Below are 16,419 nucleotides of genomic sequence, written 5' to 3'. Positions count from 1 at the left end.
GCTCAGTAGGTGCGCTTGGCGAGCGCGATCGGCTCGACGTCGTCGGACAGCGGCTTCAGGTTCACCGGCTTGTAGTCGAGGCGGTTGCCTTCGGAATACCACAGGGTGTGCTTGAGCCAGTTCTGGTCATCGCGACCGTTCGGGTTTTCCGCCGTATCGGGCGCGTCATCGCGGACGTGGGCGCCGCGCGACTCCTTCCGGGCCTCGGCGGAGACCATCGTCGCACGGGCGACCTCGATCAGGTTGTCGAGCTCGAGCGCCTCGGTGCGGGCGGTGTTCCAGACCTTGGACTTGTCGACGATTTCGGTGTGCTTGGCACGCTCGGCCACTTCGGCGATCTTCTGCACGCCTTCCTTGAGCAGATTGTCGAAGCGGAACACGCCGGCATGCTTCTGCATGGTGCGGCGCATCTCGAGACCGACGTCGAACACGCTTTCACCGTTCTTCTGCCCTTCGAGGCGGGCGATGCGGGCGAGCGAAGCGTCGGCGGCATCGGCCGGCAGCGGCTTGAGCGTGAGCTGGCCGGACTTGAAGTCTTCGACCACCGTTTCGCCGGCGGACTTGCCGAACACCAGCAGGTCGAGCAGCGAGTTGGTGCCCAGGCGATTGGCGCCGTGCACCGAAGCGCAGGCGCACTCGCCGGCGGCATAGAAGCCGGCCACCGGGGCATTCGGGTTGCCGTCCTTGGGCACCACCACCTGGCCCTTGTAGTTGGTCGGAATGCCGCCCATCTGGTAATGACAGGTCGGCACCACCGGGATCGGCGCCTTGATCGGGTCGACACCGGCGAACTGGATCGAGATCTCGCGGATGCCGGGCAGCCGCTTCATGATCGTTTCCGGGGACAGGTGGGTGATGTCGAGCAGGACGTGGTCCTTGTCCGGCCCGCAGCCGCGGCCTTCGTTGATCTCGGTCACCATCGAACGCGAGACGACATCGCGCGAGGCGAGGTCCTTGAGGTTGGGCGCATAGCGCTCCATGAAGCGCTCGCCCGAGGCGTTGCGCAGGATGCCGCCTTCGCCGCGCACCCCTTCGGTGATCAGCACGCCGGCGCCGGCCACGCCGGTCGGATGGAACTGCCAGAATTCCATGTCTTCGAGCGGGATCCCGGCACGCGCCGCCATGCCCACGCCGTCGCCGGTGTTGATGAAGGCGTTGGTGGAGCTGTAGTAGATACGCCCCGAACCGCCGGTGGCGAAGATGGTGGCCTTGGCGTGGAAGATGCTGACCTCGCCGGTTTCCATTTCCATCGCGGTGACGCCGAGCACGTCGCCTTCGCTGTTGCGGATCAGGTCGAGCGCCATCCATTCGACGAAGAACTGGGTGTTGGCGCGCACGTTGCGCTGATACAGCGCGTGCAGCATGGCGTGGCCGGTACGGTCGGCGGCGGCGCACGAGCGCATCACCGGGGCCTGGCCATAGTTCATCGAATGGCCGCCGAACGGACGCTGGTAGATCTTGCCGTTGTCGGTGCGGTCGAAGGGCATGCCGTAGTGTTCGAGCTCGATGACCACTTCGTTGGCCTTCTTGCACATGAACTCGATGGCGTCCTGGTCGCCGAGCCAGTCCGACCCCTTGACGGTGTCGTACATGTGCCAGTGCCAGTTGTCTTCGGTGGAGTTGCCCAGCGAGGCTGCCACCCCGCCCTGCGCCGCAACGGTGTGCGAACGGGTCGGGAACACCTTGGTCAGCACAGCGGTCTTCAGGCCGGCCTCGGACAGTTGCAGGGCCGCACGCAGGCCGGCGCCGCCGGCGCCGACGATGACTGCATCAAAGGTACGCTTCGCGACGTTCACGCTTACAGCCTCCAAAGAATCTGAACCGCCCAGCCGGCATAGCCGACGAGCAGGAAGAGGGTGACCAGATGCAGCGCCAGGCGCACACCATCGGGCTTGATGTAATCCATCCAGATGTCACGCACGCCGACCCAGGCGTGATAGAACAGGGACAGGAAGAACAGGAAGCTGAGGAACTTGAACACGCCACGAGAAAACAGCTCGGACCAGGCCTCGTAGCTGAACTCGGACAGCCCCAGCGCACAGATCGCGAACAGGATCGTGTACAGCGCCATGAACACGGCGGTGGCGCGCTGTGCGATCCAGTCTTTCAAACCGTAGTGCGCGCCGACGACGATACGTTTCACCATAGTTTCACCCCGATGACGACGGTGAGCGCGATGCTCACGATCAGAACGATGCGCGAAGAATTGCGCGCGGGCTGCAGATCGCCGCCGATATGCAGATCGAGCAGCAGGAAGCGGATGCCGGCACAGAAATGATGCAGATAGGCCCACAGCAGGCCGAGCAGCAGCAGCTTGGCCAGCGGATTGCCGACCACGGCGCTGAACGTCTCGAAGGACTCGGCCGAGCCGAGGCTGCGATCGAGCAGGAACAACAGGAAAGGCAGCAGCAGGAACAGCCCCGCGCCACTGATCCGGTGCAGGATCGAAACGATACCCGGCAATGGCAGCCGGATCTGATTCAAGGCCAGATGCTTCGGCCTCGGTTTGCGCACTGTCACTTCTGACATGAAGACTCCCCTCTACATGTGCGACGACCGCCGTCGCGGACTCCGAAAAAACGCAAAATTATAGCGCCCGTCAACAGCGCCAGCCCACAACTGCCACCCTCAATTCAGTTCGTTCAGATAAAAATGGTCGGCGGTCGAATACAGACCCCGGCGCCACTCCACCGGCTTGTCACCGTAGGTGTAGGTCACCCGCTCGACCGACAGCAGCGGCGTACCCTCGGCGACCTTGAGCGCCTCGCTCGCGCCACGATCGGCCGCCACCGCGCGGATGCGCTCCTGTGCGCGGATCATGCGCAAGCCGAAACGGGTCTCGAACAGGCTGTACAGCGACCCGTTCCAGCCTTTCAGGGTTTCAGCCGTCAGCCCCTGAAAGATTTCGCCCGGCAGATAGAGTTCGTCGATCACCACCGGCTTGGTAGTGAACTTGAGCAAGCGACGGACGATGATGATCGGCGCCCCCAGCTCGATACCGAGCATGCGCGAAGCCTCCTGCCCGGCCTTTGCCCGCCAGCAGTCGAGCGGCACGCTCTGCGGCGGAGAAAGGTCACCATCGATCGGCGCCAGGCGCAGAAAGCGGAACAGCGCGCGCGGATCGTTGTGCGAAGCGACAAAGGTTCCCTTGCCCTGCTTGCGCACGAGAAGATTTTCCGCCGCCATCTCGTCGATCGCCTTGCGCACCGTGCCCTGCGATACACTGAAACGCGAAGCGAGTTCCTGTTCGCTCGGAATGGCCTGCCCGGGGCGCCATTCGCCCGCTTCGAGCGCCTGCAGGATCAAGGCCTTGATCTGGCGGTACAACGGGCTAAAGGTGGGGGCTTCCTGTGTCATGCGCGCATTTGAGCATAAAATTTTTAAGTCGTCTATGCCCTGTCTTCTATCTTATATAAGATATAAAACGTTGTTTGACAGGCTTCCGCGTTCCCATTAGTATCCTCGCGCCTCAGCTGCTCGCCTCCTTGCGACACCGCCTCCGGAGACGGCAGCGTCTGCAGCCGCGCTGCACGACCGGGGCAGGATTTCTCGATCACACCGACCGTCTTCTTTTGAGGGAGTATCCACATGAGCAAAGCCCCCGTCCGCGTTGCCGTCACCGGTGCCGCCGGCCAGATCGGCTACAGCCTGCTGTTCCGTATCGCCAGCGGCGAAATGCTGGGCAAGGACCAGCCCGTCATCCTGCAACTGCTCGATCTGCCCCAGGCCCAGAAGGCGGTCAAGGGCGTCATGATGGAGCTGGAAGACTGCGCCTTCCCGCTGCTCGCCGGCATGATCGCCACCGACGACCCCAACGTCGCCTTCAAGGACGCCAAGGTGGCGCTGCTGGTCGGCGCCCGTCCGCGCGGCCCCGGCATGGAACGCAAGGACCTGCTCACCGAAAACGCCAAGATCTTCACCGTGCAGGGCGCGGCGATCGGCCAGTACGCCGACCCCGACTGCAAGGTGCTGGTGGTGGGCAACCCGTGCAACACCAATGCCTACATCGCCAAGGAAGTCGCGCAGAAGTATGGCCGCGTCCCCGCCAAGAACTTCACCGGCATGCTGCGCCTGGACCACAACCGCGCGCTGTCGCAGCTCGCCGCCAAGTCCGGCCGTGACGTCTCGAGCCTGAAGAGCCTGGTGGTGTGGGGCAACCACTCGCCCACCATGTACGCCGACTATCGTTTCGTGACCTCCAACGGCGACAACGTCAAGGGCCTGATCAACGACGAGGCCTGGAACCGCGACGTGTTCCTGCCCACCGTCGGCAAGCGCGGCGCCGCGATCATCGAAGCCCGCGGCCTGTCCTCGGCCGCTTCGGCCGCCAACGCCGCGATCGACCACATCCACGACTGGGTGCTGGGCACGAACGGCGAGTGGGTCACCATGGGCATCCCCTCGGACGGCTCCTACGGCATTCCCGAAGGCATCATCTACGGCTTCCCGGTCACCACCGAGAACGGCGAGTACAAGATCGTCCAGGGCCTCGAAATCGACGCTTTCTCGCGCGAGCGCATGACCCACACGCTCAACGAACTGCTCGAAGAGCGCGAAGGCGTGAAGGATCTGCTGGGCTGATCCCGGCGCGGGCCGGCACCCCGCCGGCCGGTTTCATCAGGGCGCACGGCTCGGGCCGCGCGCCTTTTTCGTCGACCGCGCCGCTGCTATGCTTGGGCGCCCTTCTGCCACCGGAGCCTCGCAGCTGCCATGACCTCCGCTCTCCATCCGCAAGACGTCCTGTTCGCCGGCGAGAAACCCTTTCCTTCGCTGCCCGCGGTCGATCACTACGCCGGCACGGAAAAGCTGATGATGAAGGCGCTGGCCCTGCAGCAGGAGCTCGGCCCGGTGTTCGACCTCACCTGCGACTGCGAGGATGGCGCCCCCGCCGGGGCGGAGGCCGAGCATGCGCGGATGGTGGCGGAAATCATCGGCGGCGCCGGCAACCACTTCGGCCGCGTCGGTGCCCGCATCCACGACATCACCCACCCGCACTGGGAGCGCGACCTCGAGATCCTGATCGGCGGCGCAGGCAGGCGCCTCGCCTTCGTGACCCTGCCCAAGGTCCGCTCGGCGGCCGATGCCGCAACACAGATCGCCGCGCTGCGCCGCACCGAAGCCGCAAACGGGCTGCCCGGCGCACTCCCCGTGCATGTCCTGATCGAAACCCATGGTGCGCTGCGCGAAGCGTGGCAGATCGCCGCCCTCGACGGCGTCGAGTCGCTCGACTTCGGCCTGATGGATTTCGTCTCCGCCCACCACGGTGCGATCCCCGGCAGCGCGATGAAAAGCCCCGGCCAGTTCGAGCATCCGCTGATCGTGCGCGCCAAGGCGGAGATTTCCGCCGCCGCGCTCGGCAGCGGCGTCGTCCCCGCGCACAACGTCACCACCGAGCTGCGCGACGTCGCCGTGATCCGCCACGATGCCGAACGCGCCCGGCGCGAGTTCGGCTACCTGCGCATGTGGAGCATCCATCCCAACCAGATCCTGCCGATCCTCGCCGCCATGCAGCCGGACTTTTCCGAGGTGGAGGCTGCGGCGCAGATCCTCAGCGCCGCCCAGGACCAGGCCTGGGGGCCGATCCAGCATGGCGGCCGGTTGCACGACCGCGCATCCTACCGTTACTACTGGGAGCTGCTGCAGCGCGCCCGGCACACCGGCGTCGAATTGCCCGCCGAGCTGCGGCAGCGCTTTTTCGGCGGCGCACCGACCCACTGAAAACGCCACCCCGGCCACCGTCCACACCATGGCCGGCGCCCGCATCAATGAAATCCGCATTTCCACGGCCCGCACCGCTTGCACATCGGGTTTGCAGCCCGATGCATATTGAACTACTAAATGAGTAGTGGGCTGCGCTCGATCGATGGCCAGCGGCCATGCCGGAGCCATCGCCCGGAGAGGGACCGGGTGTCTTCCTGCAAGCCCGAAAGCCTGCCTCCCGCCGTTCATTTCACATGCGATCTTGACCGCAAGGCTGGAAGACAAAATGTGCAGCCGGCACCATCGAATCCTTGCCCAGCGCTTCCCGCGCCCCGGAAATGGGGGGTTCACACTGCTCGAACTGCTGGTGGTGATGGTCATTCTCGGCCTGCTCGCCGGCTATGTCGCCCCGCGCTATTTCGCCCAGGTCGGCAAATCCGAGACGAAGGCAGCGCAGACCCAGATCGTCGCACTGGAGCAGGCGCTCGATCAGTATCGCCTCGACACCGGCCATTACCCGAGCAGCGAGCAGGGGCTCGCAGCCCTCAATGCCAGACCCCAGGACGAACCGAAGTGGGGCGGCCCCTACCTGCGCAAGGAGGTTCCCCTCGATCCATGGGGAAATCCATATATCTACCGGCAGCCTGGCGAATACAGCGACTTCGATCTATTCAGCTACGGCAAGGACGGGCAGCCCGGCGGGAGCGGCGAGAACGCTGACGTGACCAACTGGTAAGACAGCCACCCGGACGGGAGGGGGGATGCGCTTCGACATCAAGGCCATACAGAAAGGCGCAGGCGGCATCGCAACCCTGAACCTGGAGGCAGCGAACGAAGCCGACGCCACCGGGCAGGCGCGCGCCCTCGGCTACACGGTCCTTACCGTTCATCCGCGCCTGTCCAGCCTGCTGCACAGCGGCGGGCTTCGCGGGCTGTTCACCCTCGGCGGAATGCGCTTTCAGCTGCTGCTGTTCACCCACGAACTGCTGGCCCTGCTCGAGGCCGGCCTGCCGCTGGTCGAAGCCATGCAGACGCTGGCCGAAAAGGAGCAGCGACCGGATTCGCAGAAAATCCTCGAACGCATCATCCAGGCCCTCTTCGAGGGCCAGACGCTGTCGGGAGCCCTGCAATGCCAGCCGGCGGTCTTCCCCCCGCTCTACGTGGCGACGGTCCGCGCCAGTGAGCGCACCGGCGATCTGGACAAGGCCCTCGGCCGCTACCTCGCCTATCAGGCGCAAATGGAGCAGGTGCGCAAGAAGATCGTCAGCGCCTCGATCTACCCGGTGTTGCTGATCGCCGTCGGCGGGCTGGTGACGATTTTCCTGCTCGGCTACGTCGTGCCGCGCTTTTCCGCCGTATACGAAGGGCTGGGCGACGATCTGCCGTTCTTTTCCAGCCTGCTGCTGGCCTGGGGCCAGTTCCTGCAGGCCAACGCGGCGATCGTTGCCACCACCGCCGCGGGGCTGGTCGCGGCCCTGGGCTGGGGCGCCACCCGGCCCGGCGTATGGCAATCGATCGGCACCCGGCTGTGGCGCCTGCCGGCGATCGGCGAACGGATGCGCATTTACCAGTTGGCCCGCTTCTACCGCACCCTGGGCATGTTGCAAAGCGGCGGCATTCCGATCGTGAACGCGCTCGACATGGTTTCCGGACTGCTCCAGCCCACCCTGCGCGAACAGCTTCGCCTGGCTGTGCGCGACATCCGCGAGGGCGAATCGACCTCGCAGGCGATGGAGCGGCACGGACTCACCACTTCAGTGGCGGTGCGCATGCTGCGCGTCGGCGAAAACACCGGACGCATGGGCGCGATGATGGAGCGCATCGCCACCTTCTACGAAGACGAGATGGCGCGCTGGGTGGAATGGTTCACCCGCCTGTTCGAGCCGCTGCTGATGGCCTTCATCGGCCTCGTGATCGGCGCCATCGTGATCCTCATGTACCTGCCGATCTTCGAGCTGGCCGGGAGCATCAATTGAACGACGACACGCAGGCCATCCGGCCTTCTCCTGCCGATAGCCGCTCCGCGGCGCCCTCCCCGGCGCCTCCCGGCCTGTCCGCCGAACTCGTCCGCGAGCTACAGGCAGCAAGCGGCACCCGCGGTCGCTCGCGGCTGAGCCGGCTGGAAGAGCGCTCCGGGCTTGCAGCCGATGCCTTCGTCGCCGCGCTGGGGGCGATGTTCCGCTATCCGGTCGCCAGCCTTGCCGAAATGCAGCACTGGACGCCGGCTTTCGATGTGCTCCCGCTATCCCAGGCGATGCGCCGCGAGTGCCTCGCCTTCGAGGACGGAGCCGGCGGCCTGCGCCTGGTCCTGGCCGACCCGTTCGACACCGAGCTGCTCGCCTGGGCCGACGCCTCGATCGAGTGCCCGTTCGCATGGGTGCTGGTCCACCATGGCGAACTCGCCGCCTACCTGTCGCAGCAGGAAGAAGGGCTGCGGGCGATGGACGCGGTCCTCGCCGGCAGCGCGCAGGCGGGAGCGATCGGCACCACCGCCGAAGACCTGTCGCTGAAAATGATCAGCGAAGACACCAGCCCGGTGGTGCGGCTGGTGCATTCGATCATCTACGACGGACTCAAGACCGCGGCCAGCGACATCCACCTCGAAACCGACGCCAACGGCCTGGTGATCAAGTACCGCATCGACGGCGTGCTCGGCCTGATCGGCACCACCCCCGGCGTCGAGCTGGCCGAACGCGTGATCTCGCGCATCAAGGTCATGTCCGAACTCGACATCGCCGAACGGCGCGTACCGCAGGACGGCCGCTTCAAGGTCACGATGCAGGGGCGCGAGATCGATTTCCGCGTCTCGATCATGCCCAGCATCTTCGGCGAGGATGCCGTGCTGCGCATTCTCGACCGGCGCGCGCTGGTCGACCACGTGCAGGGGCTGTCGCTCGCCAACCTCGGCTTCGACCCCGGCGCGATCGCCAACTTCCGCCGCCTCATCAGCGAACCCTACGGCATGGTCCTGGTCACCGGTCCGACCGGCAGCGGCAAGACCACCACCGTCTATGCCGCGGTGTGCGAGATCAACCGCGGCCAGGACAAGTTCATCACCATCGAAGACCCGGTCGAATACCAGCTCGCCGGCGTGCTGCAGATCCAGGTCAACGAGAAGAAGGGGCTGAGCTTCGCCCGCGGCCTGCGCTCGATCCTGCGCCACGACCCCGACAAGATCCTGGTCGGCGAAATCCGCGACCCCGAGACCGCCCAGATCGCGGTGCAGGCGGCGCTGACCGGGCACATGGTGTTTACCACCGTCCACGCCAACAACGTCTTCGACGTCATCAGCCGCTTCATGCACATGGGCGTCGACCCCTACGCCTTCGTCTCGGCCCTGAACGGCATCCTCGCCCAGCGCCTGGTGCGGCTGAGCTGTATGCACTGCGCCGTCGACGAGCGCCCGGACGAGGCCTTGCTGCGTGCCTCGGGCATCGCCCCGGGGCAGGAGCGGGATTTTCGCTTCCGCGCCGGGCACGGCTGCAGCCAGTGCCGCGGCACGGGCTACCGCGGGCGCAAGGCGATCGCCGAAATGCTCAACCTGACCGACGAGATCCGCGAAATGATCGTCGCCCGCGAACCGATCCGGCGGGTCAAGGAGGCCGCCCGCCGCGACGGCACGCGCTATCTGCGCGAAGCCGCGCTGGAACTGGTACGCCGCGGTGAAACCACCTTGCAGGAGATCAACCGTGTCACTTTCGTGGCGTGACCACCTGCTCGCCGAACTGGCGCCGCACGCGCTGCGCCTGCGCCGCCTGAAGCCGCGCTGGCGCGGCGGGCGACAGCTGGCCGAGGCAAGCCTGAGCTGTCCGGCCGACGGCACGGGGACGGGCGATCCGCAATGGACGCCGGTGCTCGCCACGCTGGGCACAGCGCTGGCCGACCGGAGCTGGGACGGGGCCCGGGCCACCGTCGTGCTGTCCAATCACTTCGTCCACTACCTGACCATTCCCTGGGACGAGCAGCTGGTCACCGCCGAAGAGCAGCTGGCGATGGTCCGCCACGCCTTTGCCCAGGCCTACGGCAGCGCCGCCGACGGCTGGAGTTTGCGCTGGAACACCGCCCCCCTGCCGGCACCGTGCCTTGCCAGCGCCATCGATAGCGCCTTGCTCGAGGCGCTGCGCGCGGTGTTCGGCAGTGCGGCCATCCCCCTCGCCTCGATCCAGCCGCAGCTGATGGCAACATTCAACGCCCACCGCGAGGCGCTGCCCGACAAGGACGACTACTGGTTTCTCGACCAGGAAAGCGGACGCCTCTGCCTGGTCCGGGTCCATGCCGACGCACCCCACGCCCTCTACAGCCAGCGCGTCGGCGACGACTGGCTGGCCGAGCTGCCGGCGGTGCTCGAACGCGGCAGGTTGCTGGGTGGAGCCGACAGCGCGCCGGGCAGGGTCTATCTGCACCAGACCATTGCGTGCGAAGTCGCCGCCGAACCGGCGCCGGGCTGGTCGCTGCACCCGCTGGGCGCAGCCCGGACCGCGACGTACTGAGGAGCGGACGATGCGGCGGATCGAACTCGATTACCAGCGGCAGCGCCCCGACCGCCCCGGACGGGTGCTGCTTGCGCTCGGTTGCCTGGCCGCAGCCGGAGTGAGCGTCTGGGCATGGCAGCAGGCCCGCTCGATCAGCGCGCTGGAGGACCAGCTCGCCCAGCTCGAACGCAGCCAGCCGGTGGCCCAGCGGGGCGCCGGCCGCAGCACCGACCCGACGCTGGTGCGCACCCTGCGCGAAGCGCGGACGATCGACGCCCAGCTCCAGCGCCGCTGGGGCGAGCTGTTCGAAGCCATCGAGGCCGCCGGCAGCACCGACATCGCCGTGCTCGCCATCGCCCCCGACGCCGAACGGGGGCAGGTCCGGATCAGCGCCGAGGCGCGCCGGCGCGAGGCAATGCTCGCCTACCTGCAGCGCCTCGGGCAAGGCGCCGTGCTGCGCGACGCGGTGCTGATCGAACACCGCGTGCAGCAACAGCTCGCCGAGCGCCCGATCCGCTTCTCCCTGTCCGCAACCTGGGAGCAGTCGCGATGAAACAGTCGTGGCCACATCCGGGGCGCAGCCTCCAGCGCCTGAGCAGCCCCGGCCGATTCGGCCTGCTGCTGGCGATCTACGCGGCCGGGCTGACGACATTCACCCTGCTGCCGGGCTGCCAGCGCGAGGCGGACCTGCAGCAACGGCTGGCCCGGCACCAGGCCACGCTCAGCGCCGAGCGGCAAGGGCCGACGCCGGACGGAGAAGGTACGCCCGAGCACCAGCTGGCGCTGTTCCATCAGGCGTTTCCGCCTCAGGACGCCCTGCCCGACAGCCTGGAGCGGATCTACGCGCTCGCCGGCGAGCAGGCGCTGGCGCTGGAGCAGGCGCAGTACAAGTTCGTCCCCGAACCCAGCGGCCGCCTGGCCCGCTACGAGATCACCGTGCCGGCCTCGGGGCGCTATCCGCAACTGCGCCGCTTCCTCGAGCGGGTGCTGGCCGAATTGCCGACCCTGGCCCTGCGCGATCTGCACTTCAAGCGCGACGGAATCGACAAGGACAAGGTCGACGCCGCACTGCAGTTCGTCTTTTACGTGAGACTCGAATGATGCCCGCCCCCCACCGCCGCCTGGTTCTGGGCATCGCGCTGCTGGCGACCCTGGCGGCGACCGTCTGGGTGTCCCGCTGGGAGACCGGCGAAGACGTCGCCGCGGTGCCGGCAAGCCAGCGCCAGCCGCGCCCGCCCGCCGCCGGCAAGGGCGCGCGGGCAGCGGACAGCGCGGCCCTCACCGTTCCGGCGCCACGCACCGCCGGCGAAGGCACGATCACCGACCTGTTCGCGCCCCGGAGCTGGCGGGTGGCACCGGCGCCGGCGCCCGCCCTGCCACCGAGCGCCCCGCCGCTGCCGTTCACCTATCTGGGCAAGCTCATCATCGACGGCGAGGTGGTGGTGTTCGTCAGCACACCCGAGCGCAACTTCGCCGTACGCAAAGGCGATCTCATCAACGGCACCTACCGCATCGACCGGATCGCACCGCCAACCCTGAGCCTCACCTATCTGCCCTTGAACGAAAAACAAACTCTGGAAATCGGGAGGGCCAATTGAAACGCGCACTTACCCTGATCTTGCTCAGCGAGCTGCTGCTGGCCGGCTGCGCCACCAACCAGGCCTTCATCGACGGCAAGCAACTGCTCGCCGAAGGCCGGATCGAGGAAGGCCTGGAGCAGCTCGATCGCGCCGCCCGGGCCTCGCCCGGCAATGCCGAGTTCCGCTCCTATTACATCAATCAGCGCGAACGTACCGTCAACCAGCTTCTGGCGAGCGCCGAAACCGCACGCATCAACGCCCGCTTCGACGAGGCTGAAACCCTCTATCTGCGGGCGCAGCGCATCGACCCGGAAAACCGCCAGACCGTCGCCGCACTGGCGAGCCTGGAGGCGAACCGGCGCCATGCCGCACTGGTCGCCGATGCCCGGGCCCTGATCGAGAGCGGCGAGTCGACCAAGGCATCTCCCCTGCTGCGCCGGGTGCTGGCCGAGCAGCCCCGCCACCGCGAAGCGCGCCAGCTGATGCGCCGCGTCGACGAGGAGCAGTCGCGCGACGCCCTCGACGGCGGCCCACGGCTGCGGGCGCTGCTGGCCCAGCCGATCACGCTCGAGTTCCGCGACGCCAACCTGAGAGCGGTGTTCGAGGTGATCTCGCGCTCGGCCGGAATCAACTTCGTGTTCGACAAGGACGTCCGGCCCGACCTCAAGACGACCCTGTTCGTGCGCGACTCCCGCATCGAGGACGCCGTCGATCTGCTGCTCATCACCAACCAGCTCGACCGCAAGGTGATCAGCGACAACACCTTGCTGGTCTATCCGAGCACGCCGGCCAAGCAGAAGGACTACAAGGAACTGGTGGTGCGCAGCTTCTATCTGGCCAACGCCGACGTCAAGCAGACGGCGACGATGCTGCGCGCAATGCTCAAGATGCGCGACGTGTTCGTCGACGACCGGATCAACATGGTGGTGATCCGCGACACCCCGGAAGTCGTCCGCCTGGCCGAAAAACTCATCACCGCGCAGGACGTCGCCGAACCGGAAGCCCTACTCGAAGTGGAAGTGCTCGAAATATCGCGCAGCCGGCTCGAGTCGTTCGGCCTGCAGTGGCCGACCCAGATCGGCTATGGCCAGCTGACCCAGGGCGCCAGCACCCAGACCGGCACCGTGGTCAACCCGACCACCGGGGCGATCACCCCGATCGTCACCCCGGGGGTGGGCGCCACCGTCGCCAGCGGCGTCATCGACCTGCGCCGGGACCCGCTCGGCCTCACCACCTTCATCGCCAACCCGGCGCTGGTGCTCAACATCAAGGCTCAGGACGCCGATGCCAACGTCCTTGCCAACCCGCGGATCCGGGTCAAGAACCGGGAAAAGGCGAAGATCCACATCGGCGACAAGCTGCCGGTGTTCACCAGCACCGCGACCTCGACCGGCTTCGTCTCGCAGTCGATCACCTACCTCGATGTCGGCGTCAAGCTCGACGTCGAACCCAGCATCAGCATCGACGACGAGGTGACGATCACGGTCGGGCTGGAAGTCAGCAACATCGTCCGCCAGGTGACGACTTCGGCCGGCAACGTCGCCTACCAGGTCGGCACCCGCGCAGCCGGCACCACGCTGCGCCTACGCGACGGCGAGACCCAGGTGCTGGCCGGGCTGATCCAGGACGAGGACCGGCGCAGCGCCAACAAGGTCCCCGTGCTCGGCGATCTGCCGATCGCCGGACGGTTGTTCTCCAGCCACGACTCCACCAACAGCAAGACCGAGATCGTCCTCCTGATCACGCCGCGCATCGTGCGCAACCTGGAACTCCCGCAAGCCAGTTCGATCGAGTTCCTGTCGGGGAGCGAGAGCGGGGCCGGGCAGATGGGCTCGCGCGATGCGAATGCCATCCCCCTCGGCCCGATTCCGGGTGCCGAACCTCCACCCCAGCCGGCGCCACAACAGACGCCTCCACCCTCCCCGCAAGCCGCACCGGCAACGCCACAGGCGCCGGTGTTCCCCGCGGGGCCGATGCGCGAGGAAGGACTGGCGAGATGATCCCGCGTCCCCCCGGCCATCGCCCAGCACCGGCGCGCGCGACCCACACCGGCTTCACCCTGATCGAGGTGGTGGTCACGGTGGCGATCGTCGCCTTGCTCGCCAGTGTCGCGGTGCCGGTCGGCGAAGTGGTCGTCCAGCGTACCCGGGAGCAGGACTTGCGGGCCGCGCTGCGCCAGCTCCGGGAAGGCATCGACGCCTACAAGCAGGCGGTCGATGATGGGCGCATCCCGCGCGCGCCCGACCAATCCGGCTACCCGCCGACGCTCGAAACCCTGGCCGAGGGGGTCGAGGACGTGAAGACCCCCGACAAGCGCAAGATCTACTTCCTGCGCCGCATCCCGCGCGACCCGATGGCCGCCGACCCCGAGCTCGAGCCGGCCGCGACCTGGGGGCTGCGCAGCTACCGCAGCTCCGCCGACGATCCGCAGGAAGGCGAAGACGTCTTCGACGTCTATTCGCGCTCGCCCGGCATCGGCCTGAACGGCGTGCCGTACCGGGAATGGTGAGGCAACGGCGATGATGCGAGCACGCCCCCGCGCGGGCTTCACCCTGATCGAACTGCTGGTGGTGATGACGATCATCGCCACCTTGCTCACCCTCGCCGTGCCGCGCTATTTCACCAGCGTCGAGCGCTCCAAGGAGGCCGTGCTCCGCACCGACCTCAACGTCATGCGCGAGGCGATCGACAAATACTATGGTGACAAGGGCAAATACCCCGACACCCTCGACGAGCTCGTCAGCCAGCGCTACCTGCGCGCATTGCCGCGCGACCCCATCACCGACAGCCGCGAGACCTGGGTCGTCGTTCCCCCCGAAGATCCGTCGCTGGGCGGCGTCTACGATGTCAGGAGCGGCGCCCCCGGCGACAGCCTCGAGGGCGAGGCCTACGGCGACTGGTGACGACCATGGCACGCGCATCCCTTCCGCAATCGCTCGGGCCGCCCGCCGGCTTCACCTACCTGGGAGTGCTCCTGCTGGTCGCCGCCATGGGGGCACTGCTCGCCAGCACGGGTGAAATCTGGCGCACCGTGCGCCAGCGCGAGGCCGAGCGCGAACTGCGCTTCATCGGCGAAGAGTTCCGCCGCGCCATCGGCCACTACTACGAAAGCACGCCGGGGCCGGTGAAGAAATTCCCCCCCACCCTCACCGACCTGCTCGAAGACGACCGCTTCCCCGAAACCCGGCGCTACCTGCGCCGGATCTACCGCGACCCCCTCACCCTGCGCCCCGAATGGGGCTTGATCAAGGCCCCCGACGACGGCATCGCCGGCATCTACAGCCTGTCTACCGACGAGCCGCTGGGGAGGCTGGTCCCGGACGCCGGCACAACCGAAGCGGGCCGCGCCGGATCGGTCATCCACACCCCAGCGCAGGATTCTGCCGAAGACGGCGCCCCACCCGGCTATTCCGGGTGGACGTTCGTCTATTCCCCGCCCCCGGCGCCCCCGCCTCGCCCCGCCGTCCCGCCCGCTCCGGGCGGACGGGCTGCGCCCGGGTCTTTCCCGCCATCGCGGCCCAATCAAGGAGTATTGCCATGAAACTGCTCATCCCGCCCCTGGCCGCAGCGGCCCTGCTGCTGATGCCGCTCGCCCTCCCCAACCCTGCCCATGCCGACGAGGCGGCCGTCCGCCAGCGTCTCGGAGAGCGTCTGCCGAATGTGAAAATCGACCGGTTGACTCCGACCCCCTACCCCGGCCTCTACGAAATCTATTCCAGCGGCGTGCTGCTCTACACCGACGAAGAAGTCCGCTACCTGCTCCAGGGCGCCCTGATCGACGCCCAAACCCGGCAGAACCTGAGCAACGAGCGCCTGCGCGAGCTCACCGCGATCGACTTCGACCAGCTCCCGCTCGAACACGCGATCAAGATCGTCAAGGGCGACGGCACGCGCCGGCTGGCGATCTTCGAAGACCCGGACTGCCCATACTGCCGCCAGCTGGAAAACGAACTCGACAAGGTCGACAACGTCACCATCCACATCTTCCTGTATCCAATCGAGCAGCTGCACCGCGGCGCCACCGAAAAGTCGCGCAAGATCTGGTGTGCGCAGGACCGCGCCAAGGCCTGGCTGGACGCGGTGCGGCGCGGCGTGGTGGCAGACAATCCGGGCGATTGCGCGACGCCGATCGAGCAGCTCGCCGAGTTCGGCCGGCGGCTGCGCATCACCGGCACCCCCACCCTCTTCTTCGGCGACAACAACCGTGTCGCCGGCGCCCTTCCCGCGCCCCAGATCGAGCGCCTGCTCGGTAATCCAGGGGCCGCTGCCGCAGCCCCCGCTCCCCCGCCGCGGCCGGCAATGTAAACCTTTCTCACGGAGCGCATCGCAGGCACGCGCAACGAATCGGCCGGAGCATCACCTGGCCGATTCTTCGTGTCATGGGCAACGCGCGCAGCGTCCCCCTGCTGCGCGTCTCCTTCCTTTTCCCTCCCCACCCGCGCGCTCCGCGGCGTGCTCGTCCGCCGCACGCCCGTCGCACTTCCTGTCGTTTTGCCGCACATGCCGGATGGAATGGCCGCAAGTCGCGATTCCGCTCCCTGACGGTCCGGACGGAACACCCGGTGCCCATCCTGTGGGGCATGTGGAGCCGAGCTGTCATTTCCAGCTCAGGACGTCCGCATCGTCATAATTTCCCTAATTATTCAGATACATAATTCATGGGGAAG

General features: G+C 67.1%; 18 protein-coding genes. 14 read left to right on the top strand and 4 right to left on the bottom strand.

The window, feature by feature from the left end:
- Nucleotides 1-2 precede the first annotated feature (2 nt).
- The 4 genes from sdhA to Tchl_RS11605 form a co-directional block, all read right to left on the bottom strand.
- Nucleotides 3-1,796 (bottom strand): succinate dehydrogenase flavoprotein subunit, encoded by a 1,794-nt coding sequence (sdhA, locus tag Tchl_RS11620; RefSeq protein ID WP_075148563.1) that lies wholly within the window; start codon nt 1,794-1,796, stop codon nt 3-5.
- A gap of 2 nt (nt 1,797-1,798) precedes the next feature.
- Nucleotides 1,799-2,146, bottom strand: a complete 348-nt coding sequence (gene sdhD / locus Tchl_RS11615; protein WP_075148562.1) for a succinate dehydrogenase, hydrophobic membrane anchor protein — start codon at nt 2,144-2,146, stop codon at nt 1,799-1,801.
- Nucleotides 2,140-2,529: a succinate dehydrogenase, cytochrome b556 subunit gene (gene sdhC, locus Tchl_RS11610; protein WP_075148561.1), complete on the bottom strand. Its 390-nt coding sequence runs from the start codon at nt 2,527-2,529 to the stop codon at nt 2,140-2,142. Before sdhC ends, sdhD begins: the two co-directional genes overlap by 7 nt.
- Before the next feature lie 99 nt (nt 2,530-2,628).
- Nucleotides 2,629-3,357 carry a GntR family transcriptional regulator gene (locus Tchl_RS11605; protein ID WP_075148560.1) on the bottom strand — a complete coding sequence of 243 codons (729 nt, stop codon included), beginning with the start codon at nt 3,355-3,357 and terminating at the stop codon, nt 2,629-2,631.
- 231 nt (nt 3,358-3,588) lie between these two features.
- Between Tchl_RS11605 and Tchl_RS11600 the strand changes: the two genes are divergently transcribed.
- The 14 genes from Tchl_RS11600 to Tchl_RS11535 all read left to right on the top strand — a co-directional run bounded on the left by Tchl_RS11600 (nt 3,589) and on the right by Tchl_RS11535 (nt 16,057).
- Entirely contained in the window at nt 3,589-4,581 is a 993-nt protein-coding gene (locus Tchl_RS11600) for a malate dehydrogenase (protein ID WP_075148559.1), read from the top strand.
- A gap of 129 nt (nt 4,582-4,710) precedes the next feature.
- On the top strand, nt 4,711-5,718 hold the full coding sequence (locus Tchl_RS11595) for an HpcH/HpaI aldolase/citrate lyase family protein (protein ID WP_075148558.1): 1,008 nt from the start codon (nt 4,711-4,713) through the stop codon (nt 5,716-5,718).
- 268 nt (nt 5,719-5,986) lie between these two features.
- Nucleotides 5,987-6,436, top strand: a complete 450-nt coding sequence (gene gspG, locus Tchl_RS11590; protein ID WP_075148557.1) for a type II secretion system major pseudopilin GspG — start codon at nt 5,987-5,989, stop codon at nt 6,434-6,436.
- A gap of 25 nt (nt 6,437-6,461) precedes the next feature.
- Nucleotides 6,462-7,676, top strand: coding sequence for a type II secretion system F family protein (locus Tchl_RS11585; protein ID WP_075148556.1), 1,215 nt, complete (start codon nt 6,462-6,464; stop codon nt 7,674-7,676).
- A complete protein-coding gene (locus tag Tchl_RS11580) occupies nt 7,673-9,409 on the top strand; it encodes a GspE/PulE family protein (protein WP_232311571.1) in 1,737 nt (578 codons plus the stop codon). Before Tchl_RS11585 ends, Tchl_RS11580 begins: the two co-directional genes overlap by 4 nt.
- Complete coding sequence (locus Tchl_RS11575; RefSeq protein ID WP_075148555.1) at nt 9,390-10,190, top strand: hypothetical protein; 801 nt, start codon at nt 9,390-9,392, stop codon at nt 10,188-10,190. The genes Tchl_RS11580 and Tchl_RS11575 overlap by 20 nt, the downstream gene beginning before the upstream one ends.
- Nucleotides 10,191-10,200: 10 nt before the next feature.
- Nucleotides 10,201-10,725, top strand: a complete 525-nt coding sequence (locus Tchl_RS11570) for a hypothetical protein (protein WP_075148554.1) — start codon at nt 10,201-10,203, stop codon at nt 10,723-10,725.
- Nucleotides 10,722-11,273, top strand: coding sequence for a hypothetical protein (locus tag Tchl_RS11565; protein ID WP_075148553.1), 552 nt, complete (start codon nt 10,722-10,724; stop codon nt 11,271-11,273). Before Tchl_RS11570 ends, Tchl_RS11565 begins: the two co-directional genes overlap by 4 nt.
- Entirely contained in the window at nt 11,270-11,770 is a 501-nt protein-coding gene (locus tag Tchl_RS11560; RefSeq protein ID WP_075148552.1) for a hypothetical protein, read from the top strand. The genes Tchl_RS11565 and Tchl_RS11560 overlap by 4 nt, the downstream gene beginning before the upstream one ends.
- On the top strand, nt 11,767-13,752 hold the full coding sequence (locus Tchl_RS11555) for a secretin N-terminal domain-containing protein (RefSeq protein WP_075148551.1): 1,986 nt from the start codon (nt 11,767-11,769) through the stop codon (nt 13,750-13,752). The genes Tchl_RS11560 and Tchl_RS11555 overlap by 4 nt, the downstream gene beginning before the upstream one ends.
- Nucleotides 13,749-14,261, top strand: a complete 513-nt coding sequence (locus Tchl_RS11550; RefSeq protein ID WP_075148550.1) for a type II secretion system protein — start codon at nt 13,749-13,751, stop codon at nt 14,259-14,261. The genes Tchl_RS11555 and Tchl_RS11550 overlap by 4 nt, the downstream gene beginning before the upstream one ends.
- Nucleotides 14,262-14,271: 10 nt before the next feature.
- On the top strand, nt 14,272-14,655 hold the full coding sequence (locus tag Tchl_RS11545) for a type II secretion system protein (protein WP_198158943.1): 384 nt from the start codon (nt 14,272-14,274) through the stop codon (nt 14,653-14,655).
- Between the two features lie 5 nt (nt 14,656-14,660).
- Entirely contained in the window at nt 14,661-15,293 is a 633-nt protein-coding gene (locus Tchl_RS11540) for a type II secretion system protein (RefSeq protein ID WP_075148549.1), read from the top strand.
- Nucleotides 15,290-16,057 carry a DsbC family protein gene (locus Tchl_RS11535; RefSeq protein ID WP_075148548.1) on the top strand — a complete coding sequence of 256 codons (768 nt, stop codon included), beginning with the start codon at nt 15,290-15,292 and terminating at the stop codon, nt 16,055-16,057. The genes Tchl_RS11540 and Tchl_RS11535 overlap by 4 nt, the downstream gene beginning before the upstream one ends.
- Nucleotides 16,058-16,419: the final 362 nt, after the last annotated feature.

The organism is Thauera chlorobenzoica, from assembly GCF_001922305.1.
Classification (GTDB): Bacteria; Pseudomonadota; Gammaproteobacteria; order Burkholderiales; family Rhodocyclaceae; genus Thauera; species Thauera chlorobenzoica.
The sequence above is the reverse complement of the archived record's forward strand: the minus strand, read 5'-3'. Positions and strand labels throughout refer to the sequence as shown.